The sequence below is a fragment of the Citrobacter sp. Cy070 genome, from assembly GCF_030332245.1.
GTDB lineage: Bacteria > Pseudomonadota > Gammaproteobacteria > Enterobacterales > Enterobacteriaceae > Citrobacter > Citrobacter youngae.
On sequence record NZ_JAOWIG010000089.1, the window covers coordinates 79,820 to 102,995 of the forward strand.

The following is a 23,176-nucleotide window of genomic DNA, read 5'->3' on the forward strand; positions in this document are numbered from 1 at the left end:
GTCCAGGTGAAACCGGGAAAATTTCTTAGTTTTACCCCACTCGGGGCAAAAAGGTGAGGTACATCACGCTTCACCAGGCTCACGCGGCGCCTGGGCATTCAAAAACGGCAACAGCAACAGCGCGGAGATCCCCGCCGCGATGGCGATAACCACAAAGAATCCGGTCCAGTGCCAGACTTCCATTACCTTCGCCAGCGGCCAACCGGAGAGCGAAGCGCCCAGGTAAGCGAACAGCCCGACAAACCCGGTCGCCGCCCCAGCCGCTTCTTTGTGCGAGCACTCCGCCGCCGCCATACCAATCAGCATTTGCGGGCCAAAGACGAAAAATCCGGTGGTGAAGAAGCACGCTGCCTGCATCACGTAGCTGGCGAACGGCATCAGCCACAGCGAACCGACGGAAAGCAAAATCCCGGCGGCAAAAATCAGGTTCATTGGCCCACGATTGCCGTTGAACAGCTTATCTGACCCCCAACCCGCCACCAGAGCCCCAATAAACCCGCCCAGTTCAAACATGGTCACCGCGGTGTTGGCGGTCACCAGATCGACCCCCAGCGTTTCTGACATGTACAGATTACCCCAGTCATTGATCGCCGCACGTACCACGTACACCAGCACATAACACAACGACAGCAGCCAGATGTAGGGATTCAGCAACACATAGCGAGTGAGAATTTCTTTGCGGGTTAAGCCTGCGCCCTCCTGCTGCTGGGCAATTTCTAACTCATCATGTCGCCAGTCGCCAACCGGAGGTAAGCCAATCGCCTGCGGCCTGTCGCGCAACCGCCAGCACAGGAAAAATCCGACCACAATCGCCAGTATTCCGGCAATCATCATTCCTGCACGCCAGCCATAATGCAGCGCCGTCGCCGCCATCACGATAGGGATCAGCGCCCCGCCGACGTTGTGCGCGGTATTCCACAGCGCCCACCAGCCGCCGCGCTCGGTACGCGAATACCATGCGGTCAATAAACGCGCGCAGACCGGCGACCCCCAGCCCTGGAAGAACGCATTCAGTGCCCACAGTAGCGCAAAGGCCCAAAGCGAGGTCGAGAAACCGAACAGGATGTTTACCACGCCGGTTGCAATCAAACCAATGCCCATAAAATAGCGGGCGTTGGAACGATCGCTGACGATACCAGAGACAAACTTCGACAGGCCGTAAGTGATGTAAAACAGCGTTGCCAACAGGCCAATGTCGCTGCGGGTCAGCACACCGCTGGTGAGGATATCCGGCACCGCAGCGTTGAAGCTTTTGCGCGTGAAATAGAACAGCGCGTAGCCAAGCCAGATGGTGGTCAGAATATGCCGCCGCCAGTAGCGATAACGGGCATCTACCTCACTTTTATTGGTAATGAGTGGCGCATTAGCCGGGGCTTTTAGAAACTGAAACATTGCCATTCCTTACACATAACGCTGAGGCAAAGAGACGCTGACCCGCGTACCGTGCGTACAGGATATCGAAAGCTTACCGCCGAGGGCCGTAATGCGCTCACGCATCCCGGTGAGGCCAAATCCCTGCTTATTCGAACCCGGCGGCAGGCCGCTGCCGTCGTCCTCAATCACCAGCATCAGTCGTTCATCCTGTTGCCAGCCCTGAAGTGTCACCGCGCTGGCGTTGGCGTGCTTAACGATGTTGTTCAGCCCTTCCTGGCAGACGCGAAACAGCGTCACCCGCTGGCTTTCGCTGAGTGCAGATTCGTCAATTCGCCAGTCGAGATGACTAACGATGCCACGGCTTTCCAGCTCCATTTCGCGCATCAATGAGCGGATGGCCTGCTCCAGCGTGAGATCGTCCAACTGGCGTGGTCGCAGGCGGCCTAACAGGCGACGCACCGAATCGTACACGCCGAGAGAAAGTTGTTCGATGTGTGCCCCGCTACGCTTCACCCCTGCGTTTTCCGGCGCCAGGCGCTGGACAATACCCGCCTGGGTACGAATGGCGGTGATGGTCTGGCCGATGTCGTCATGCAGTTCACGCGCCACGTCCCGGCGCACGCTCTCTTCGGTCTCCAGCAGGCGTTCAGCCAGACGATGGTTGCGCGCTAATTCGTTTTGCAGCGACTGGTTAAGCTCACGCAGACGCTGAATGCCCGCGCCGAGCAGCAGCCCGGTCAGGCTTTGCACCAGCAAGGAGAGCAGCAAGTCGACGGGATGATCGTGCCAGGTCTGGCTGGCAATCAGCGCGATGGCGTTCATCAGCGTCGCAATCAGCGCCCCCTGCCAGCCGTAGTGCCAGGCCAGCGCAATGATCGGCAACGCGAGGCAAAACGGTGTGAAGCGCGAAAGCTCGGCGGGTAAACCGAGCTGTAGCCACAGGCTGACGCTAAACAGCAGCAGGTACCAGACCAGATGCCGCCCGCGCCAGTTCACCGGCTGCGACACCACCGCAGGGCCCAGCGGCAGCCAGGTGGTGCTGGTCAGATAGTGCCAGAACACCAGGCAGATCGGCGCCAGCGTTAATCCGCCGGTGAGGGTCAGCAGTAGCGCGTTCCATGCCTCTTCACCCTGCCCAAGCCAGGGCAGCGATTGCAACAGTGCCGCTGCGGTCAGCGCTGCCCCCTGTAATAACAATGTGCGCCAGTCACGCTGATGGCGGAAACGTGAGGTCAGTGCGACGGGAAGTAAGGTGAGAAAGCTACCGATCACCAAAAGCGGCAGATGGGACAGCGCCACTTCCTGTGCCAGCCAGAACAGAAGCAGCCATTCCGCACCCAACAGTACCGGCCAGTAGCCGCGCGGACATTGCAGCATTAAGCCCAGGCGCAGGCCGAATGGAAACAGCAGCACTGCCAGCTCCGGGCGTTCAACCAGATGCAGGCTGATGCTCCACAGGCAAAACCATGCGGCAGAGAAGATAAAAAAGCAGGCAACAATGGTGACTAACCGGGAAAAGAACGTGTTCATTGCCAGCCGTCAAACATCCGCCGAGCCAGTTCAACATCGTTGCTTACGCCCAACTTTTCCATCAGGTTGGCGCGGTGCACGTGTACCGTTTTTGGTGACAAGCCCAGTTCAGCCGCAATCTCTTTGACTGCCATCCCTTGCGCCAGTTTTTCTGCCACCTGACGTTCACGTTTGGTGAGCGGGTCCTGACGCCCGGCCGCCAGTTTGACGGCGATGTCCGGCGTCAGGTAACAGCCGCCGGTCGCCACGGTATGCACCGCTGCGATCAGCTCATCCGGGCTACAGCGTTTAGAAAGGAAACCACGCGCGCCCGCGTTGAGCGCCTGCTCCACCAGCGCCGGGCTGTCGTGGACGGAGAGCATGATAATCGCCATTCCTTTTGGCAACTGGCTTAACAGTTCAAGACCGGAGATATCTGGCATCGAGATATCACAGATACAGACCTGCACGCCGCGCCCCGGTAATCCCGCCAGCGCCTCACTGCCTGAGCCAAACTCAGCCACCACCTGCAAATCAGGTTCCAGCCCCAGCAGTTGGGCAAAGCCGGAGCGGACGATAAGGTGGTCGTCAATAAGGGCAACGGTAATCATGGGTTCATCCTGGCGCTAAGACATGCCTGATGGCGCTGCGCTTATCAGGCCTACGGGCAGGTGCCGTTGTAGGCCGGATAAGGCATTAATACCGCCATCCGGCAAAAGCGCTTACCTTAACGATAAGTGCTTTGGTGTTCAAGCCTTGAGCGAATCACTCAAAGAACACGGTGATTTTGTTAAACATCGACGGATCGGACTGATTGCGGGCCACTTTCACCACATCTTCCAGTTTGTCGATCTGGCTTATCATCTGCTCCAGACGCTGGTCATCATTCACCAATAGCCAGATACGGCTCTTATCACTGTCCTGAATCGGTAGACAGAGGATACCTTCCACGTTGAACGCACGGCGGGCAAACAGCCCACAAACGTGGGTCATTACACCCGGGTGGTTGCGTACGGTGAGTTCCAGGATTACGTTGTCATGAGTCTGCTGTTGCATGGCTTATTCCCCCACCATTTCAGTGTTTGCCGCACCCGGCGGTACCATCGGATACACTTTTTCTTCTGCATCAATACGTACGTGGATCAGCGCGGGTCCTGGACGATTGATTATCTCCTGCAGCGCCGCCTGTGGGTCCGCTTCATGATTTAAATCGCAGGTTTCGAGACCAAAACCGGCGGCAATCTGCATAAAGTTAATCATCCCCGGATAGGTCGCAGCAAACACGCCTTGCTTATAGAACAGGCTCTGCTGCTGATACACCAGACCCAGTGCTTCGTTATTCATCAGGATAATTTTAATATCCAGCTGATTTTCGCTGGCAGTCGCCATTTCCTGAATATTCATCATCAGGCTGCCGTCGCCAGAGAAGCACAGCACTTTCTTGTCCGGGTTCGCCAGCGCCGCACCAATCGCCGCAGGCAGGCCAAAGCCCATGGTTCCCAGACCACCAGACGTCAGCCACTGGCGCGGACGGTTCAGCGGGTAAGCCTGCGCCGCCCACATCTGGTGCTGGCCGACGTCGGTAGTGATAATCGCGCTGTCGTCCACGCAGGCGGCAACGGCGTTAATCAGCCCATAATGGCTGAGCGGATCGCTTTCCTGTGGAATAGTACAAGGGAATTCGCGTTGTAAATCGGCCACCATCTGATGCCACGCGTCCCGCGGTTGTGCCTCAATCAATGGGATCAGCTGTTCCAGCACCTCATCGACATCTGCCTGAATGGCCACGTGCGGCTGTTTGATTTTACCCAGCTCCGCGCGGTCAATATCAACGTGGATAATTTTGGCATTCGGGCAGAACTGTTCGGTTTTACCAATCGCCCGGTCATCAAAACGTGCGCCAAGAACAATCAGTAAATCAGCCTCTTGCAGAATAAAGTTGGTGCTGCGCGCGCCATGCATACCCAACATGCCTAACGACAGCGGATGCGCTTTTGGCAGCATGCCCAGCGCCATCAACGTCATGGTGGTAGGCAGTTTTGCTTTTTCGGCCAGCTCACGAACGCGCTCCGGCGCGTTAATCACGCCGCCGCCGAGGTACAACACCGGGCGTTGTGCCGCATTAATCATGGCGGCAGCATCGCGAACGCTGTCCGCGCTAAAGGTTGGCGCAGGGGCTTTTTCTGCAGGCTCCGGCATCTCTTCAATTTCAAATACGGCTGTTTGAATGTCCTTAGGTATGTCTATCCACACCGGGCCTGGGCGTCCTGACTGCGCAATGCGGAAGGCATCGCTCATGACCTGCGGTAATTCATTGATATGGCGAACCAGATAATTGTGTTTGGTGATGGGGATAGAGATGCCGTAGGTGTCAACTTCCTGGAAAGCGTCGGTGCCGATCATCGAGGCCGGAACCTGACCGGTGATACACACCAACGGGATGGAATCCAGGCGCGCATCGGCAATAGCGGTCACCAGGTTGGTTGCGCCCGGTCCGCTACAGGCCATACAGACGGCGGGTTTACCCTCGGTTCGTGCCATCCCCTGGGCGATAAACCCCGCACCCTGCTCGTGGCGCGCCAGGATATGACGGATTTTCGTGCTTTGGCTCAAGGCGTCGTAGACGGGGAGAATTGAGCCGCCAGGAATACCGGTGACCACTTTAATTCCCTGACGTTCCAGGAAATGAACGATGAATTCTGCGCCCGTAAAACGCGTACGCTTGGATGTTATGCCCGAACTTGCCATGCTCCAGTCCTTTTATTCTGGGCCTTTGCTCCGGGCAGGTCTCTGAAACGAAAAACCCCGCCCGGTTTGCGCCGGCGGGGTTTTGGAATCGTGTGTTGTTCCGGACCCTACGGCGCATTGCCGACGACCACCACCACACGCACGACGACCGCTGCGCGAGATGGCGCAGTTTTTAGTAGGGTCGCAGTCAGCATGGAAGGGTTCATTAGGGGCCTTGTCTGTTTGTTGGTTAACAGGATTTATACAAACACAGGTTTTTCAGCGTGACAATGGAAAATTTTTCATCTGCGCAAAAATGCGCCAAAGATCACGTTTATCTGTACGCAATGTAAAAACAAAAAACCCCGCCGGGGCGAGGTTTTTTTCAGGGTTTGCGGCTGGTAACCGCAGAACACACTGTGTTACGTCAACGCAAGAAGTATACGCGATCGGGAACGAACGCGCAATTTAAGGCACGGATTTTGACGTTTCTGAGTATGGATCGCTTTGCGGATTTTGTCCATAAAATACTGTTCATACATACAGTATTTATCTATACTGTAAATGTTCGCAGTGCGCGAGGGGGCCGCTGTTTTACCGGCGCATCAAAGTCCTGGCTGAAACGGGTGGTGCCGTCAGCGCCTTAACCCCCTAAGTGAGCACACTGTGTTACGTCAACAAAGGTGCTGGCAACAGGCAGCGGCGAGGTACGCCAGCACCGTGCTCCTTGTACCAAAAGGAGAGCGTATGAGCCTCGTGGATATCGCTATTCTTATCCTCAAACTCATTGTTGCAGCACTGCAACTCCTTGATGCCGTTCTGAAATACGTTAAGTAATTCAGATTCAAGTCGCACCTAAGGGGGGCGGGTAACACTCCGCTCCCCTTTCACCTTCTCCCTGGTGCTTGTGTCGTGCCAATGTGTTACGTTTTTATGACATCCTCAGGGAAGAATTCCGCCATGACGCTTTCTGTTTTCTGCATTTTGCTGTTCGCCGCACTGCTGCATGCCAGCTGGAATGCCATCGTAAAAGCGGGAAACGACAAGTTGTACTCGGCTATAAGCGTCAGCGGAACCGCTGCGATCATGGCGCTGATTTGTTTACCCTTTGCGCCGCAACCCTCTGCCGCCAGCCTGCCGTTTTTAGCTGTCTCAACCGCATTACAGGTGGTCTATACCGTCCTGGTCGCTAAAACCTATCAGGTTTCGGATATGAGCCAGACCTATCCTCTGATGCGCGGCACAGCGCCGCTGCTGGTCGCGATTATCAGCGTCCTGTTTCTTGGCGATAGCCTCTCGCTACTCGTCTGGGTGGGGATTGCCACCATCTGTCTGGCTATTCTCGGGATGGCATTTAACGGACGCTGCGGCTCGCAACGTGGGATTATCCTGGCACTCATTAATGCCTGTTTTATCGCCGGTTATACGCTGGTTGATGGCACCGGTGTTCGGCTTTCAGAAACCGCGCTGGGCTACACGCTGTGGACCTTCTTTCTGAACGGCTCCTGCCTGCTGGGTTGGGCGATGATCGCCCGCCGCCGGGAAGCGTCACGTTATCTGGTACAGCAGTGGAAAAAAGGTATTCTTGGCGGGATTGGTACGATGGGGTCTTACGGCCTGGCACTGTGGGCGATGACTCAGGCTCCGCTGGCGGTGGTCGCTGCACTGCGTGAAACATCCATTCTGTTTGGCGCACTGCTCGCGTGGCTGCTGCTGAAAGAAAAGGTTGCCGGAATACGTCTTGTCGCGGCTGCAGGTATTGCCGCCGGCGCAGTTTTACTCCGCTTATCATGATGTCGTTGTAAACCCGATGCAATCCGGCAACATTTGTTGCCGGATTTTGTTTACATTTCCTGCCGTCCATCACACAAACATTCCAGCCCACTATCTGGCCTTCTTTTTCTGTTGTGGTAGATTCCACGCGCATTTACGGGAAAGTGCAGCACCTTATTCTTATTTTTTCTCTTTTTTAAAAGTAATCAGCGAAATGAAAAGGCATAGAAGCGTCAATTTGTTGTTGATGTTGGTATTACTGGTGGCGGTAGGTCAAATGGCGCAAACCATTTATATCCCCGCGATTGCTGATATGGCGCGTGAACTGAACGTTCGCGAAGGCGCGGTGCAAAGCGTAATGGCTGCCTACCTGCTGACCTACGGCGTGTCGCAACTGGTTTACGGTCCCCTTTCAGACCGCGTAGGGCGCCGCCCGGTGATCCTCGCCGGGATGTCTATTTTTATGCTGGCCACGCTGGTCGCCATTACCACCCATAGCCTGACGGTACTGATTATCGCCAGTGCCATTCAGGGGATGGGAACGGGCGTCGGCGGTGTGATGGCGCGAACGTTACCGCGTGATCTGTACGAAGGCACGCAACTGCGCCACGCCAATAGTCTGTTAAACATGGGGATTCTGGTCAGTCCGCTGTTAGCTCCGCTGATTGGCGGCATGCTGGATACAGTGTGGAACTGGCGCGCCTGCTATATTTTCCTGCTGATTCTGTGTGCGGGTGTGACGTTTAGCATGGCGCGCTGGATGCCGGAAACACGGCCTGCGGGTGCGCCGCGTCCACGGCTGATCGCCAGCTACAAAACCCTGTTTGGTAATAGCTCTTTCACCTGTTACGTGCTGATGTTGATCGGCGGTCTGGCGGGCGTTGCAGTCTTTGAAGCCTGCTCCGGAGTATTATTGGGCGCACGGCTCGGTCTAAGCAGCATGGCGGTCAGCATCCTGTTTATTCTGCCTATTCCGGCGGCGTTTTTCGGCGCATGGTTCGCCGGTCGCCCTAATAAGCGTTTCTCGACGCTAATGTGGCAGTCGGTGACCTGCTGTCTGGTAGCGGGTTTAATGATGTGGATCCCAGGGCTGTTTGACGTGATGAACGTCTGGACGCTGCTGGTTCCTGCCGCACTGTTTTTCTTCGGTGCCGGAATGTTGTTTCCGCTGGCAACCAGCGGTGCAATGGAGCCTTTCCCGTTCCTGGCAGGCACGGCTGGCGCGCTGGTTGGGGGATTACAGAACATTGGTTCCGGCGTGCTGGCATGGTTTTCTGCCATGCTGCCGCAGACCGGGCAAGCCAGTCTGGGCCTGCTGATGACCCTTATGGGGCTGTTGATTTTTGTTTGCTGGCTTCCGCTGGCATCACGCGTGTCGCATCAGGGACAGGCGGTTTAAGCGTATGATGGCCCGGCTTATCGCCGGGCTTTTCGCATTCTGGCGCGATCATCGTCGTCAGCAACGGCTCCAGCGCCGGACGCCAGGCCCCTTCTTCGCCATCATAGAACTGCATATCCGCATTGATAGCATAGGGGATTTTCGCCTTGCGCAGTTCACATGCCATAAACCGTGCAAATGCAGTTTGCGCGGCAGAAGGCGCGTTTTTGATGGTCTCTCCCGGCGACCAGCCCCCCACCCAACTGAGATGACCCGTTTTCTGTTGCCAGTGAATGGCCGTATTAATACGGGCGCGAATGGCGGCTTTTTCTGCCGCAGTCCCCGACGTCCAGGGATACTTACCGTTATTTTTTAGCGGCCCCCACGGGAAGATATGCCATTCAGCCAGAACGGTATTCTGACTTTGCGGCGGTAATTTCAGATTAGGCAAATCTTCCGGTGCCGCGCGCAGTCGCGGAGCAATGAAAATCATCCGCTGCGGTGAAATGGCGTGGATTGTGCGAATCGTTTTGTCATACACCCGATTGAGCGAAGTCTGATTGTGATTAAGCTTATCGGCAGGCTCATATATCAGGTCGAAACCCAGCAACGGCGAGCCTTGACCAAAGTAATGCGCCACCGCCACCCACCAGTTAACCACCTCTTTTTCGTTACCGGCGCTGGGGTCTTTTTTATATTCGTCAGCCTGATAGGCGATTATCGGGATCACGCCGTATTGCTCGCAAGCCTCTACCAGCTTGCGCAAATGGATGAGCCTGGCTTCTGTTGGCTCACCAGCCACACGAATACGCACATGAGAGATCCCCTTCGCCTTGAAATCCCGTACCACCAGCGGATCGAACTCGCGGATACCGCGATCGGTGCGAGCCCAGTCTACGTCCATTCCAACGCCAAGCTGCTGCGCATACAGCGCCGCCGTCAGCACAGGGGGCGCGGCATACACGGTGGCGCTGGCTAACAGTAAAAGGGAAACAATCGGCTTTAACACGGTCGTCCTTACGCAAATCATCAGGAGTGATATCACGTATTTAGCATGCTTTTTCACTTTCCGTGTAGAGAGAAAGCGTAAAAAATATTCGCGGCCCACTTATTTAACCTGCTCCTGCAGCCAGCCAATAAATGCCTCGATTTTTGGCCACTGCCTGCCGGGCAGCGTGGTGATGTAATAGTGTTGATGGCATTTCAACGCCATATCACCGAAAGGCGCGACCAGTTCCCCGCTGTCGAGACGTTTCTGCACCAGCCGTTTTCGGCCCATCGCCACGCCGATATGGTTCATGGCGGCAATTACCGCTAAATCAGAACGATCAAAGCCGATACCCGATGATGTCGGCAAATTCACGGCAAAATGCTGCGCCCAACTGTGCCATTCATCGGTTCCTGAGTCGTTACTCCATGCCTGTCTGTCATGCAGCAAGGTGCAGTGCGGTAAATTCACCAGCGAACCGGTAAGGTCATGGCGGCGAGCGTAGTCCGGGCTGCATACCGGCAGGATCTCTTCATCCATCAGGAAGTGGTGCGTAAGCTGCGCGGAGGGCGCATCGTCAAAATAGATAGCCAAATCGACCCCGGCACGCTGTAAATTGACGTTGTCGTTGCCGGTCAGGATGGTCAGTGAAATTGACGGGTAGCGACGGGTAAAGTCGCCGAGCGCCGGAACCAGCCAGCACTGGGCGATAGAAGGCCGTGAGTAGACGGTAAGCGTCCCGGACAGCTCCTGGTTTTTAATATCGAGGATTTCCTGATTCAACGTATCCAGCGACGATTTCAGCGCCCAGAACACCCGCTTACCCTCGTGGGTGAGTTCCACTTTACGGTGTGAACGGACAAACAGCTGAATGCCCAGCTCATCTTCCAGCTGATTAATGCGATGGCTGACGGCGCTGGGGCTTAACGACAGCTCATCTGCCGCCAGCGCAAACGACTGATGCCGGGCCGCCACTTCAAAGGTATACAGCTTTGACAGCTGCCAGCCATTGAGCAGCCGGTTTCTGCCCTCACGTAGGGGATCCACACTCACCTCCTGTCCTCCTGATTCATTCGCCGGAGTGTAAAAAAGTTCGCTGTAAAATCAGCACAAAGATGAATCAAGGTGAACCATATCGCATAAATGCAGCGTAATTAGACGTAAATCACTCATTTGATGCAATCTGGATCATGTGAAAGGAGATTTATATCGTTTGTCAGACGGTGCCTTATTTTTGTCCAATAACCCTATATTAATCACAGGGCAAGGTGAGCTATGCACTCTCAAATCTGGGTTGTGAGCACGCTGCTGATAAGCATCGTGTTAATCGTTTTGACCATCGTGAAGTTCAAATTCCACCCGTTTCTGGCGCTGCTGTTAGCCAGTTTCTTCGTGGGTACGATGATGGGGATGGGGCCGCTGGATATGGTTAATGCCATTGAGAGCGGCATCGGCGGTACGCTGGGCTTCCTCGCGGCGGTTATTGGCCTTGGGACCATTTTGGGCAAAATGATGGAAGTGTCCGGCGCAGCCGAACGCATCGGTCTGACGCTGCAGCGCTGCCGCTGGCTTTCCGCTGACGTCATTATGGTGTTGGTTGGGCTGATTTGCGGGATCACGTTGTTCGTTGAGGTCGGCGTGGTGCTGTTGATTCCACTGGCCTTTTCGATTGCTAAAAAAACCAATACCTCATTACTGAAGCTGGCGATTCCGCTGTGTACGGCGCTGATGGCAGTACACTGCGTCGTACCTCCGCATCCAGCCGCTCTGTTCGTGGCGAACAAGCTGGGCGCGGATATTGGCACCGTGATTGTCTACGGCTTACTGGTGGGCTTGATGGCATCGCTAATCGGCGGGCCGTTGTATCTGAAATTCCTCGGTAACCGTCTGCCATTTAAACCAGTCCCGGCTGAGTTTTCCGACCTGAAAGTGCGCGACGAAAGTACGCTGCCGTCGCTGAGCGCCACGCTGTTTACCGTGCTGCTGCCAATTGGCCTGATGCTGGTCAAAACCGTCGCGGAACTGAACATGGCGAAAGGCGGTACGCTGTATACGCTGCTGGAGTTTATCGGTAACCCGATCACCGCGATGTTTATTGCCGTTTTCGTGGCCTATTACATTCTCGGTCTGCGTCAGCACATTGGTATGGGGGCATTGCTGACCCACACCGAAAACGGTTTTGGCTCGATTGCTAACATTCTGCTGATTATCGGCGCAGGCGGCGCATTCAACGCTATCCTCAAGAGCAGCGGGCTGGCGGATACTCTGGCGCTGATCCTCTCAAACATGCATATGCATCCGATTCTGCTGGCGTGGCTGGTGGCGTTAATCCTGCATGCCGCGGTGGGTTCCGCCACGGTGGCGATGATGGGCGCGACGGCAATTGTGGCACCGATGCTACCGCTGTACCCCAACGTTAGCCCGGAAATCATCGCCATTGCCATCGGTTCCGGCGCTATTGGCTGCACGATCGTCACCGATTCCCTGTTCTGGCTGGTGAAGCAGTATTGCGGCGCCACCCTGAATGAAACGTTCAAATACTATACGACCGCGACATTTATCGCGTCCGTTATTGCACTGGCTTGCACATTCCTGCTTTCCTTTATTATCTAAGCGCGAAGAGACTGACTATGGAAAACATTCAAACACTTATCGCCCAGCATCCTTTAGTGGAAGATCTGGTGGCTCTGAAAGAGACAACCTGGTTTAACCCTGGCACCACCTCTCTTGCAGAAGGTTTACCCTATGTTGGCCTGACAGCACACGACGTTGAGGATGCCCACGCGCGTCTGACGCGCTTCGCACCGTATCTGGCGCAGGCCTTCCCGGAAACTGCCGCCACTGGGGGCATTATCGAATCTGAGCTGGCCGCAATCCCGGCTATGCAAAAGCGGTTGGAAAAAGAGTTCGGGCAGCCTATCCACGGCGAAATCCTGCTGAAGAAAGACAGTCACTTGCCAATTTCAGGCTCGATTAAAGCCCGTGGCGGCATTTATGAAGTCCTGACCCACGCTGAAAAACTGGCGTTGAAAGCGGGTCTGCTAACGACAAATGATGATTACAGCATTCTGCTTTCGCCGGAATTCAAACAGTTCTTCAGCCAGTACAGTATCGCAGTCGGTTCCACCGGCAACCTCGGCATGTCAATTGGCATCATGAGCGCCCGCATCGGCTTCAACGTTACGGTCCATATGTCTGCCGATGCCCGCGCGTGGAAAAAATCCAGGCTGCGCAGCCACGGCGTGACGGTGGTGGAGTACGAAGAAGATTACGGCGTGGCGGTTGAACAAGGTCGTAAGGCGGCACAGTCCGATCCAAACTGTTTCTTTATCGATGATGAAAATTCCCGCACGCTGTTCTTAGGCTATGCGGTCGCCGGTCAGCGTCTGAAAGCGCAGTTTGCCCAGCAGGGGCGCGTGGTGGATGCCGATCATCCGCTGTTTGTTTACCTGCCATGCGGTGTGGGTGGTGGCCCTGGCGGCGTGGCGTTTGGCCTGAAGCTGGCATTCGGTGACAACGTTCATTGCTTCTTCGCAGAACCAACCCACTCCCCGTGCATGCTGCTGGGGATTTACACCGGGCTGCACGATACCATTTCCGTGCAGGATATCGGCATCGATAATCTGACGGCGGCAGATGGGCTGGCAGTCGGTCGCGCCTCGGGCTTTGTTGGCCGGGCGATGGAACGCCTGCTCGACGGACTGTACACCCTGGACGATCAGACTATGTACGATATGCTGGGCTGGCTGGCGCAGGAAGAAGGTATTCGCCTTGAGCCATCGGCGCTGGCGGGCATGGCTGGCCCTCAGCACGTTTGCGCCTCCACGAATTACCAGCAGATGCAAGGATTGAGCGCGGATCAGCTCAATAACGCCACGCACCTGGTGTGGGCGACCGGCGGCGGCATGGTGCCGGAAACCGAGATGGCGCAATACCTGGCGAAAGGGCGCTAACCCCCTCTGATCTCAACGCAGCATCGCCATCAGCTCCATCGGTGAGCGATGCTGTTTAATCAGATCGCGCATGACGCGCATATGGGGTGATGAGTGTTCAAAGAAGGCCTGATATCCCGCACACAGCACATTCTCCCCGTGAGTATCCCCATGCACCGGGCAATCACCACGGTAAAATTGCGATAAGGAACATGACCGACAACGCACGCTCTGCTGTGAGGTCGATTGCCGTTCAATTTGAACCGCCAGACCACACCATCGACGCAGAGTTTTATCAAAAAGCTGAATAGATACCCGATTAATATCTTCACGAACCCAGATATCAAATATCGTATTTAAAAACTGCCCCCACCCTTCTGGTGTGACAGATTCAGCCGTCAGGTTGCCTGCTTCATCGCGCTTAATCAGAGGGGTAAACTGTACGAGACGAACATCGCCTTGTCGTAAATCACGGTACAGTTCAATAGGTTGCAAACTCTTCTGGTGATCAATCACCACCTTTAAAATACCCTCACTAACATCCATGTCCTCACATACTGTCATGCAAAATTCCCGATATATACGATAAGTTGGCGAACGTGTGTTACAGCAAACAGTATTGCAAGGGATAACACCGCGAGGGAGATCATAAATTTGTCACGCACCGCACGAGATTCAGAAAAATCGCTATGCGTAACATCCATCAGGTTACGGCTGCGGGTGTAGCGCCAGAGAATAATCGCCACAATTGCCAGCACCGCTATTGAAACCCAGAATAACGCTCCCGCCTGATGCCAGTTATGCTTAATCGCCAGCGCCATCAGTGCGCCATAGCCTAGCAACGTGCGAAACCAGGCCAGCGATGTCCGTTCCGGTTGTAGACCAGGATCGGACTGGCGACGGGCCTTACGACTACCCGGCATACAGCACCAGCGCCATAACAATCACCGCCACAAGCGTCAGCATGACGCTGATAATCAGCAGGCTGTTGGTGTACGGCATGTCCTCTTTCAGACGCATCGCCTTTTCATTTCGCAACCAGCGCAGATAACCGTAGATCGCCAGACCACCCGCAAACAGACACAGCAGCAAGGCAAGTGCCTCACGGATGACTGGCGTAGCAAAGTCCGGGGCCAGTTGATCAAGACCAACGCCCGCCGCCAGAAAACCCAGCGCAGTGCGGATCCACGCCAGAAACGTACGCTCATTTGCCAGCGAGAAGCGGTAATCCGGCGCTTCTCCAAGGCGGGAAATCTTCATGGCGACTCCTTCAATATTGTAGTCTGGTCGTTATACCGGAACAGTGAAAGAGTATGAACCTGATTCGCAAACGAAAGGGAGTGTAATGTGATGAGACAATGGAAAAGAGAGATGTGCTTTGAAATGCCGGATGGCGACTGGCGCCTTATCCGGCCTACAGTGAACGATGTAGGTCGGATAAGCGCAGCGCATCAGGCATTCCTGGATATGCTGACTGGATAGGTCAGTTTTAACCTAATCCCCAGAAGAGCACCGCCAGCAGTTGTGGGGTGATAATCCTCAGGAACATGACCAGCGGATAAACGGTGGCGTAGGAGAGCGCTGCCGCCCCGCTGGTGGCATGCAGGTTGTTCGCAAACGCCAGCGCAGGAGGATCGGTCATTGAGCCGGCCAACATACCACACAGCGTCAGGTAGTTCATTTTGGTGAGAAGGCGCGCCAGCAGACCGACGGTAATCAGCGGGATCGCGGTGATAAAAATACCGTAGCCCACCCAGCTCAAACCGTCGCCCTGCGTCAGGGTATGAACAAAATCACCGCCTGACTTCAGACCAACCACCGCGAGGAACAGTACGATACCCAACTCTCGCAACGCCAGGTTCGCGCTGGGAGGCATAAACCAATACAGCTTACCGATACTGCCAATACGCCCCAAAATCAGCGCCATAATCAGTGGTCCACCGGCCAGCCCCAGTTTTAATGCCACCGGGAAACCGGGGATAAACAGCGGGATTGACCCCAACAACACCCCCAGCCCGATCCCAATAAACACCGGCAACATCTGCACCTGCTGCAGTTTTTGCTGTGCGTTACCCACAACATTGGCAACGGCATCAATCGACGAAGGACGCCCCACCAGATTGAGGATATCGCCAAATTGCAGGCTGGCATCGCTGCTGGCGACCAGCTCAACGCCCGCGCGGTTCAGACGGGAAATCACCACGTCGTAACGTTCTTTAAAGTGCAGGTCACGGATCCGCTTGCCAAGCACCTGTTCGTTGGTCACAACGACACGTTCAACACGCAAATCCGTACCCCGCGTTGACAGCGAAGTGTCCACTTCCTGCCCAATCACCACCTTCGCATTATGCAGATCGCCAGGCTGTCCGACCAGGTGAAGCAGATCGCCCATCTGGATAATCGTACCCGGCGACGGCACCATTAACGTTTCATCTCGCTTCAGGCGTGAACAGATGATTTTGTCGCTGTTCAGAATGGGGACATCCTGAATCGCCATATTATTGAGGTTCGGGTTTTCAACACGAATGTTCATCGTCTGAATCAGCGTATGACCGTTGGTCAGCGTTGATTCATGCTGCTGAGCTTCGGACTCAACGTTCACGCGGAAAATGAGGCGCATCAGCCACATTGTGAGCAAAATGCCGCAAATACCGAAAGGATAAGCCATGGCATAGCTCATCCCCATCTGATCGACCACATCCCCCGGCGTACCCAGATCGCGCAGAATTTGCTGCCCGGCACCCAGTGCGGGCGTATTGGTGACCGCGCCGGAGAAGATCCCCAGCACCACAGGCAGCGGAATAGCGAAGATCTTATGCAGAAGCGCGGTAACCAGCCCCCCGATAATCACGATCAGCACTGCAAACAGGTTCAGACGCAGTCCCGAAACACGCAGTGAGGCAAAGAAACCCGGCCCTACCTGGATGCCGATGGTATAGACGAAGAGTATCAGGCCAAATTCCTGAATAAAATGCAACATATCGCCGCTCAGGGTCATCCCTGCCTGATCGACAAAGTGTCCGACGATGATACCGCCGAACAGTACGCCTCCGATGCCAAAACCAACGCCCCGTACTTTAATGTTGCCGATCCATAACCCGACAACCGCCACCAATGCCAGAACGCTGACCGTCAATGCTATATCACTCATTCTTCTGTTCCCTGTGAATAACATCATTAAGTAAATGGATTCTCGCAGAGTACAAGCGCAATGTATGGGGGGTAAAGCACAAAAAAGCCCCGTCATTTCTGGCGGGGCAAAGGCCTGGAGCTATTTAGCTATTTAATGCGGGACGTTCGCTGATGGCGATACGTTGTGGAGCAATGGTTTCAGGTTCATTACGGGTCAAATCAATATGCAGCAAGCCATTGGTGAAGCTTGCGCCGGAGACTTCCATATTTTCAGCCAACGTAAAGCTCAGACTGAATGATTGAGTGACCAGCCCCTGATGCAACCATTTGGTCTCTTTTTCCGGCTGCTGCGGCGTACCTTTTACGGTCAGACGCGTGCCTTCCAGTTGAATATCCAAATCTTCCTGACGGAAACCGGCTAACGCAAGGGTAATGCGGTAGTGGTTATCATCGCTCTTTTCGATGTTATAGGGTGGGAAGCTTTGGCTTTCACCAGCGTTTTGTAATGCATTGGCCAGTTTGTCAAAACCGATCCATTGACGCAGCAGTGGGGATAAATCGTAGTTACGCATAATATTCTCCTTCTAAGAAGCGAGTAAGTACCTTTCGGCTCCCTGACGGCAAGCCTGTGCTTAGCAGGGCCGCGCAAGCGGCCCGACAGATAAATTAGTTGATTTCGATGCGGCGCGGTTTGTTCGCTTCAGGAATCACGCGCTCAAGCTCGATATACAGCAGACCGTTTACCAGGTTTGCGCCGCGAACGTGGATGTTCTCCGCTAACTGGAACTTGCGTTCGAAGTTGCGTTCGGCAATACCCTGGTACAGGTAAGTACGTTCTTTTTGCTCGTCCGCATGCGCGCCTTTCACCACCAGCAAATTATCCTGGGCGGTAATTTCCAGCTCGCTTTCAGCAAAGCCCGCAACGGCAATCGCAATGCGGTAGTGGTTTTCGTCTACCAGCTCAACGTTGTACGGAGGGTAGCCACCATTGCTTTGGCCCTGGTTGTTTTCCAGCAGGTTAAACAGACGATCAAATCCAATAGCAGAACGGTATAGCGGGGATAAATCAAAGTTACGCATAATCAATAGCTCCTGAAATCAGCGAGAATGTTGGACCTTCCATCTTGGACAGGTCAGGTAGCCAGGACACCCATCAGGCATGCCCTTCATTTGTCTACACCCTAAAAATGGGTCTTAATACAAACTTTTCAAGCGTACTCCTCTGACTTTTTTTGCAGTTTGTTGTCTATTGCATACACTGGGGGGAGCAGTCGTTATCGTTAAATCGCGATTGCCGCCACAGTGCGACAAGATGGTGATGTTATTTTCGCAACGGATCGCTTTAACTCACCCTGCAAACACGATGATTAGCAGATGAAATAATGATGATAAAAAAAATAGTGTTAACACTGATGATGTGCAGCGGGATGGTTTTTATCAGCGGCTGTTCCAGCGTGATGTCACATACCGGAGGGAAAGAAGGGATATATCCTGGCACGCGCGCCAGCGCCACAATGATTAGCGAAAGTGATACAAACTGGGGAACAAAGTCGCTGGCGATTCTGGATATGCCTTTTACCGCGGTTCTGGATACGGTACTGCTTCCGTGGGATCTCTTTCGCAAAGATAACTCGGTTCGATCTCGCGTAGAAAAGAGCGAGGAGAGAACGCAAGCCACCAACGCCGTTATCCCCCCAGCTCAAATGCCTGCGCCTTAAGTTAACGTCTGGTTTCTGTCACCCATAGCTGGCGGAAACCGTCGACGTCTTCCATCCATGCAACCTGTCGGCCATCAGGAGAGAAGACGATCGCATCTGCTGAAGGTGGGTTGCCATGGCTGGTCGTTAAAAATTCAATCTCTCCCGTCTGCGCATCACAACAAGCGATTCTGTTCTGCAGTACAAATCCCAACCATTTTCCCGACGGATGCCAGTTGAATGCTGACTGAATATCCGTGTCACAGCGGGTAAGCTGACGCGGTTCTCCTCCCTGTGGGGAAATCAACCATAACTGCACGATACCGTTGTCATCACGCATCAGAAACGCAATTTCGGCTGCCGTTGGATTACTGCGCACCCAATGCCGCGGTTGATTCACCAGCCCCGGGAAGGCGCGATCATGAGTAAACGTCAGACGGCGCTGAACGATGCCGGCTGGTGGCGCAGGCATTGTTGCTTCCGTTCCTTCCAGAGGTGCCTCGCCAGGCTGTTTCCAGCCACTTTCATGGCGTGGCAAATCAACGATAAACAGTTCCGGTACTTTTTCGCCACTGACAGACAACGTGTCGCCGATAAAGGCCAGCGTATGATCCCCCACCCAGCCTTCTTCATAAGCGCGGTTAATCTCATCGCTCCCCGGTTTTGGCGTTGGTGTCGTCTGGCTCACCAGCACGCACCAAGAGTTCCCGCTGTATTCACGGGGATGCTGCGCGGAGACCTTCACCGGCCCATACGGCGCAGCAACGCCGACATTGCGTAAATCCAGCGCCGGTGAGCGCTCATGTAGCACGTGATCGTTATAGGTGAAACTGACAAACTCGCCGTTTGGGCTAAAAACATGCACATGACTACCACCGCGCAGCGCGCCTGGGGTATACGGCGCAGTAATATCCATCGCATCCAGATTCCCCACCTCTGCCTGCGTAGCAATCACACCACGTCGATGATGAAAATCGTAATACCATGTTTCATCAGGGTTTTCTGGTCCATGAATGAACACATATTTTTCAGCTTTTGGATGAACGGTCACCACGCCGACGTGTGCGCCTTGCGTAGCACGGTAAATCACCGCCACCTCACCGGTGTGAATATTGACGCGTTCAATCGTCTCTCCGGTAAACGATGCACCGGAAGGACGCACATCAAAGACCAGCCACTGGCTGTCCGGTGTCCAGGTGTTGATATTGGTAAGCTGATGATTACGCGCTGCAAAGGTGATTTGTTTCATGGTGGTGTCCCGGACGAAAAATACCGCTCCTTTTTACCACGCACAGCGCGTATCCCATAAGCCTTTAGCGGGCCGCAAGCGCATCAGCTTGCTGAGCGTTCACAGCCAAAGCGGGGAAGTCCTCGAACGTATAGTAACGAATGGGTGGCGGTAACTGCTCCATTGCTGTACCCGGCCACAGTTGCAACTCTCCGACAGCATTGAGATCAACGCCCTGCCAGCGGTGCGGCAGCGCCAGTCGCTGCAGAACAGCCCGCTCGCCAGGCACGCGTGTCGGCAAACGATTATCCCCCATCTGATAGTTACGCCGCAGCACCAGATACTTTTCCGGCACCCGACGCCGACTGTTCCACCAGCGGCCGTCCAGCATATCGAAATGGAAACGGGTGAGTTCCGGCGACTGAGCGCCAAGATGGACAAGTGCCTGGCGAAGTGCCGTCCCCATCGCCACCTCGTAAACCCCCTGAGAAACTGTTTGCCCCTCCAGAATCAGCGACACCGCCAGGCGGGCACCAAGCAGATTGGAGTAAAGATCCTCTGGCGAAAAAGCAGAAACACCTTCAGAAAATCCGGGAACAGACTCAAAACCATACCATTGCGCAATTTCATGCCACTCCGCGACCTGAAACGCCAGATGAGCGGCCAGCCAGGCTGCCAGCGTGTAACGCGCGACAGGATCGGTTGGTGGTGTAAAGGCATTAAACACTAACCGACGCTGGGCCAGTTCGCTATCCAGATCGAGCGTAAAAGCCTGCCCCAGTTTCGGCAGGATCTGACTAAAGATATAGACCGTCATATCAGCGGTATCACGCACGTGGGCGGTATCAATAAAGCCACCGTGCGTGGTGTAGAGAATGCCGTTATTTTCACGGCTTAAGCCGGTCAGGTTTTCCAGCCCGGCCAGCATGCTATCGTTGTACTGATGCAATCCAAGGTGGCTCGCCGGGACCACGTTATCCAGCTGATAAAACGGTACCGGCATGCCCAGCAATTCCGCATGCAAGTTGTAGCCAAATGCACAGCAAGGACGTAACCCTTTAGGCAGTGGCTGTGGCGGCATAGCAGGCCACGCGGTGGTCGCTCTCGTTGTTACCTGCGGAGACAGATCTAATGCCACTGGTAGTGCCGCTCCAGCGCTGCCTGCGAGAAGTGATGCCAGTAACGACATAGTTTTCAGCAACCTGCTCAAAATGCCTCTCCGACCTGAAAATAGAAACCGCTGCTGCCTTTGCCGATGCCGTAATCCAGGCGTACGTTGACGCGCGGCTTGAATTCAAAGCGATAACCGACTCCTGCCGAGGGCAGGAGTCGTCCGTCGTCCAGCGCACTAAATGATGGCCCCATAGTCCCTGCACCCAGCCAACCGACCACGCCGTGCCGCCAATCGAGCTTGCGGCGATACTCAAGTTGCCCGCTGATGACATTCTTGTCCCGATAGCGCCCTTCGTAATAACCGCGCATGCGTTGATTGCTACCGAGCAGCGGCATCATGCTCCATGGCACTGCTCCCTGGGTAAACGTGCCATCCGCCTCCCATGCCAGCACGTTTTTATCGTCCAGCGAGTGGTAACGGCTGTAATGCAACTGGTATTCATCAAACCGGGTATCGCTCCCCACCTCAGGAGTAAAGCGGGTGTAGCGCACATCGGCATACTGCCCTTTACGCGGATTGGGTACGAAATCACGATCGTCCCAGCTCAGTTCCACGCTACTCCCGGAACTGAGAACCGATGCCCCCTGCGGCGTAGTTTCAATTTTCGGCGGATCGTTGTCGTCCATTTGCGCAGCATGCTGGGTATTCAGCGACCAGCCGACCCCCAGATAGATGTTAGGCGCTAACCGCCGGTATAGCGTTGGACGCAAATCCAGGACCTGAGCGGTATATTGCTGTTTTTGGCTATCTTTATCTCCGGCGCTAAAACCCTGCCCCCAGTAGTAGGTTGGGGTATCTGTTAATGCACCATTAAGAAAGAAACGCCAGCGATCGTCGGCGAAAAAAGCATAATTTTGCATCGTGATGCCAAAGGCCCCCGTTGAGCTAAAGTAGCCGCTCAACGTCAGCGTCGAGTTTTGACTCACCGTATCGTTCGGATCGGGTCGATACATCCCCACTACCGCCGTCCCGATCCCCAGCCCCAGTTCTGGGGTATAAAACGGCCCAGGCATCACTCCCCAGTCGATACCTTTAGTGGCGTTAAAGTTATCGCTGGCGCCCAGTTTATTCAACCAGCCGTCAATCTCATTGCGGGTCGGCAGCGCCGACTGAACGTATCCGGCAAACAGGCAGAAAAACAGAAGCAGGCCGATGCGCGTCAAAAACGATACTCTCCCGCAGCAAAGAAGCTATTACGGTCGGCGAAGCCAATTTCGGTGGTGATATTAACGTTGCGGGTCAACTCATATTGCGCGCCTACCAGCACGTTCCAGGGGGATTGCAGGTGTTGTTTAACATCGAAGCGACCATTGCTATCCTTGTTCGCAATATCCACCATTTTTTGCAGCGCCGCAGAAGGCATCGTGAGATCGTTCAGGCTGCCGCTAAATTCTTGCTGCACATCCTGATACATGCTGCCCACCCACAGATTTAACTTACCGGATGGCATGTGCAGGGTCTCCATGCCGGGAGTGGTAAAGCGATAACCTACACGCGGAGAGATGGTAAAGGCATTAATACTGCCATCAAGGATATCGAACTGTGTTTGCGTATAGTTGGCATCAAAAGCCGTAAACCAGTTGCCCACTCCACCAACCAGAGTCGTTCCTACACCGTAGGTTGTGCCTTTAAAGTCGAGCTGAAATGCCAGATTCTGCAAATTGGCTGGTGTACGGTATTTACGTGGTCCTTTGATTCCTACACCTATCTGCGAAACAGAGTGTCCGTCGGTATAGCCAATCAGACCATAGACGTTCATAAAGGGCAGCAGCCAGGCATCCAGTTTTAAGGTTTCGGTTTTACTTCTCTCCCGGGTGTTGCCGACGTTGATTTTAAACGCGTTATCCAACGAGTGACCGCGCAGGGAAAGACCGTTGAAATTGATGCTGTCTACATTAATGTTTTGCCTGATATTCATGTAGTTAATATTCACGCCAAACGGCTCAGGCAGGTCGTAGCCTCGTTTACGTGCCTCCTCACCTAAAAACGGCAAAACAGAGCGGCTTGTGGTTGGTTTAGCCGCGGGTTTTGTCGGCAAAGAAGTAGCCTGACCATCGTCCTGATAGTCATACAGCGGTGTCAATGTTGAGCCAGAATCCGTCGCAGCCCAGGCCTGAAAAGCCAAACAGGAAGACGTCATCAACACCAGGCGGATGCGTGTGTTAGTCATAAGGAAACATAGTTGCAGGCAGGAATCGCCCGAATATAAAAGAAGGGGGGAGAGTATAGAAGTTACGTGCTAAGTGGGGGGATTAATGTGCGAT

At 54.5% G+C, this 23,176-nt stretch carries 24 protein-coding genes, 1 pseudogene and 1 other annotated feature; of the genes and pseudogenes, 7 read left to right on the top strand and 18 right to left on the bottom strand.

From position 1 onward, the window contains the following. Positions 1-63 precede the first annotated feature (63 nt). Genes OGY19_RS20225 through uhpA form a run of 3 tightly spaced genes read right to left on the bottom strand, consistent with a single transcriptional unit; the run spans position 64 to position 3,494 of the window. Positions 64-1,392: an MFS transporter gene (locus OGY19_RS20225; RefSeq protein WP_061066885.1), complete on the bottom strand. Its 1,329-nt coding sequence runs from the start codon at positions 1,390-1,392 to the stop codon at positions 64-66. A 9-nt stretch (positions 1,393-1,401) separates the two neighbouring features. Beyond that, the gene (gene uhpB / locus OGY19_RS20230; RefSeq protein WP_115601264.1) at positions 1,402-2,904 is read right to left on the bottom strand and encodes a signal transduction histidine-protein kinase/phosphatase UhpB; all 1,503 of its coding nucleotides are present in this window, start codon (positions 2,902-2,904) and stop codon (positions 1,402-1,404) included. Beyond that, on the bottom strand, positions 2,901-3,494 hold the full coding sequence (uhpA, locus tag OGY19_RS20235) for a response regulator transcription factor UhpA (protein ID WP_003023923.1): 594 nt from the start codon (positions 3,492-3,494) through the stop codon (positions 2,901-2,903). Before uhpA ends, uhpB begins: the two co-directional genes overlap by 4 nt. Before the next feature lie 22 nt (positions 3,495-3,516). On the opposite strand from uhpA, the pseudogene OGY19_RS24630 reads away from it, so the two are divergent. Beyond that, positions 3,517-3,612: pseudogene (locus OGY19_RS24630) on the top strand (hypothetical protein); the annotation flags it as partial. A gap of 36 nt (positions 3,613-3,648) precedes the next feature. On the opposite strand, the gene ilvN reads toward OGY19_RS24630, so the two are convergent. The 3 genes from ilvN to ivbL form a co-directional block, all read right to left on the bottom strand. Continuing rightward, positions 3,649-3,939 (bottom strand): acetolactate synthase small subunit, encoded by a 291-nt coding sequence (gene ilvN / locus OGY19_RS20240; protein WP_003023914.1) that lies wholly within the window; start codon positions 3,937-3,939, stop codon positions 3,649-3,651. 3 nt (positions 3,940-3,942) lie between these two features. Then, positions 3,943-5,631, bottom strand: coding sequence for an acetolactate synthase large subunit (gene ilvB, locus OGY19_RS20245; protein ID WP_115601263.1), 1,689 nt, complete (start codon positions 5,629-5,631; stop codon positions 3,943-3,945). A 107-nt stretch (positions 5,632-5,738) separates the two neighbouring features. Then, complete coding sequence (ivbL, locus tag OGY19_RS20250; protein WP_003827118.1) at positions 5,739-5,837, bottom strand: ilvB operon leader peptide IvbL; 99 nt, start codon at positions 5,835-5,837, stop codon at positions 5,739-5,741. A 520-nt stretch (positions 5,838-6,357) separates the two neighbouring features. Between ivbL and tisB the strand changes: the two genes are divergently transcribed. The 3 genes from tisB to emrD all read left to right on the top strand — a co-directional run bounded on the left by tisB (position 6,358) and on the right by emrD (position 8,782). Continuing rightward, on the top strand, positions 6,358-6,447 hold the full coding sequence (gene tisB, locus OGY19_RS20255; protein WP_003023909.1) for a type I toxin-antitoxin system toxin TisB: 90 nt from the start codon (positions 6,358-6,360) through the stop codon (positions 6,445-6,447). Positions 6,448-6,570: 123 nt separating this feature from the next. Next, the gene (locus OGY19_RS20260) at positions 6,571-7,404 is read left to right on the top strand and encodes an EamA family transporter (RefSeq protein WP_286597133.1); all 834 of its coding nucleotides are present in this window, start codon (positions 6,571-6,573) and stop codon (positions 7,402-7,404) included. A 193-nt stretch (positions 7,405-7,597) separates the two neighbouring features. Then, positions 7,598-8,782 carry a multidrug efflux MFS transporter EmrD gene (gene emrD, locus OGY19_RS20265; RefSeq protein ID WP_048213759.1) on the top strand — a complete coding sequence of 395 codons (1,185 nt, stop codon included), beginning with the start codon at positions 7,598-7,600 and terminating at the stop codon, positions 8,780-8,782. Here emrD and OGY19_RS20270 read toward each other — a convergent pair. Then, positions 8,709-9,791, bottom strand: a complete 1,083-nt coding sequence (locus OGY19_RS20270; RefSeq protein WP_048213760.1) for a cellulase family glycosylhydrolase — start codon at positions 9,789-9,791, stop codon at positions 8,709-8,711. The genes emrD and OGY19_RS20270 overlap by 74 nt on opposite strands. Positions 9,792-9,869: 78 nt before the next feature. After that, positions 9,870-10,796 carry a DNA-binding transcriptional regulator DsdC gene (gene dsdC, locus OGY19_RS20275; RefSeq protein ID WP_061068784.1) on the bottom strand — a complete coding sequence of 309 codons (927 nt, stop codon included), beginning with the start codon at positions 10,794-10,796 and terminating at the stop codon, positions 9,870-9,872. A 228-nt stretch (positions 10,797-11,024) separates the two neighbouring features. Between dsdC and dsdX the strand changes: the two genes are divergently transcribed. Both dsdX and dsdA read left to right on the top strand, forming a co-directional pair. Beyond that, positions 11,025-12,362, top strand: coding sequence for a D-serine transporter DsdX (gene dsdX / locus OGY19_RS20280; protein ID WP_115601261.1), 1,338 nt, complete (start codon positions 11,025-11,027; stop codon positions 12,360-12,362). 17 nt (positions 12,363-12,379) lie between these two features. Beyond that, positions 12,380-13,702: a D-serine ammonia-lyase gene (gene dsdA / locus OGY19_RS20285; protein WP_115601260.1), complete on the top strand. Its 1,323-nt coding sequence runs from the start codon at positions 12,380-12,382 to the stop codon at positions 13,700-13,702. A gap of 12 nt (positions 13,703-13,714) precedes the next feature. On the opposite strand, the gene OGY19_RS20290 is transcribed toward dsdA, so the two are convergent. The 6 genes from OGY19_RS20290 to ibpA form a co-directional block, all read right to left on the bottom strand. After that, positions 13,715-14,245 carry a radical SAM protein gene (locus OGY19_RS20290; protein ID WP_185963964.1) on the bottom strand — a complete coding sequence of 177 codons (531 nt, stop codon included), beginning with the start codon at positions 14,243-14,245 and terminating at the stop codon, positions 13,715-13,717. Beyond that, the gene (locus OGY19_RS20295) at positions 14,242-14,604 is read right to left on the bottom strand and encodes a DUF202 domain-containing protein (RefSeq protein WP_048213764.1); all 363 of its coding nucleotides are present in this window, start codon (positions 14,602-14,604) and stop codon (positions 14,242-14,244) included. Before OGY19_RS20295 ends, OGY19_RS20290 begins: the two co-directional genes overlap by 4 nt. Continuing rightward, the gene (locus OGY19_RS20300) at positions 14,594-14,941 is read right to left on the bottom strand and encodes a YidH family protein (RefSeq protein ID WP_005121491.1); all 348 of its coding nucleotides are present in this window, start codon (positions 14,939-14,941) and stop codon (positions 14,594-14,596) included. Before OGY19_RS20300 ends, OGY19_RS20295 begins: the two co-directional genes overlap by 11 nt. Before the next feature lie 229 nt (positions 14,942-15,170). After that, complete coding sequence (locus OGY19_RS20305) at positions 15,171-16,832, bottom strand: putative transporter (RefSeq protein ID WP_048213765.1); 1,662 nt, start codon at positions 16,830-16,832, stop codon at positions 15,171-15,173. 124 nt (positions 16,833-16,956) lie between these two features. After that, a complete protein-coding gene (ibpB, locus tag OGY19_RS20310; RefSeq protein WP_005121488.1) occupies positions 16,957-17,385 on the bottom strand; it encodes a small heat shock chaperone IbpB in 429 nt (142 codons plus the stop codon). A gap of 94 nt (positions 17,386-17,479) precedes the next feature. Further along, positions 17,480-17,893 carry a small heat shock chaperone IbpA gene (gene ibpA, locus OGY19_RS20315; RefSeq protein WP_040231504.1) on the bottom strand — a complete coding sequence of 138 codons (414 nt, stop codon included), beginning with the start codon at positions 17,891-17,893 and terminating at the stop codon, positions 17,480-17,482. After that, positions 17,887-17,959 (bottom strand) — a sequence feature (ROSE (Repression Of Heat Shock gene Expression) occurs in the 5'-region of heat shock genes and acts as an RNA thermometer to modulate expression.). (Overlaps the previous gene by 7 nt.) 239 nt (positions 17,960-18,198) lie before the next feature. Between ibpA and OGY19_RS20320 the strand changes: the two genes are divergently transcribed. After that, the gene (locus tag OGY19_RS20320) at positions 18,199-18,531 is read left to right on the top strand and encodes a YceK/YidQ family lipoprotein (RefSeq protein WP_162873168.1); all 333 of its coding nucleotides are present in this window, start codon (positions 18,199-18,201) and stop codon (positions 18,529-18,531) included. A 1-nt stretch (position 18,532) separates the two neighbouring features. Here OGY19_RS20320 and OGY19_RS20325 read toward each other — a convergent pair whose 3' ends face one another. The 4 genes from OGY19_RS20325 to OGY19_RS20340 all read right to left on the bottom strand — a co-directional run bounded on the left by OGY19_RS20325 (position 18,533) and on the right by OGY19_RS20340 (position 23,082). Further along, complete coding sequence (locus OGY19_RS20325) at positions 18,533-19,759, bottom strand: YidR family protein (RefSeq protein WP_061066890.1); 1,227 nt, start codon at positions 19,757-19,759, stop codon at positions 18,533-18,535. 64 nt (positions 19,760-19,823) lie between these two features. Further along, positions 19,824-20,948, bottom strand: coding sequence for a DUF4056 domain-containing protein (locus OGY19_RS20330; protein WP_370528892.1), 1,125 nt, complete (start codon positions 20,946-20,948; stop codon positions 19,824-19,826). Further along, on the bottom strand, positions 20,945-22,066 hold the full coding sequence (locus tag OGY19_RS20335) for a BamA/TamA family outer membrane protein (RefSeq protein WP_260846263.1): 1,122 nt from the start codon (positions 22,064-22,066) through the stop codon (positions 20,945-20,947). Before OGY19_RS20335 ends, OGY19_RS20330 begins: the two co-directional genes overlap by 4 nt. A 5-nt stretch (positions 22,067-22,071) precedes the next feature. After that, complete coding sequence (locus OGY19_RS20340; RefSeq protein WP_115601258.1) at positions 22,072-23,082, bottom strand: hypothetical protein; 1,011 nt, start codon at positions 23,080-23,082, stop codon at positions 22,072-22,074. Between the last annotated feature and the right edge of the window lie 94 nt (positions 23,083-23,176).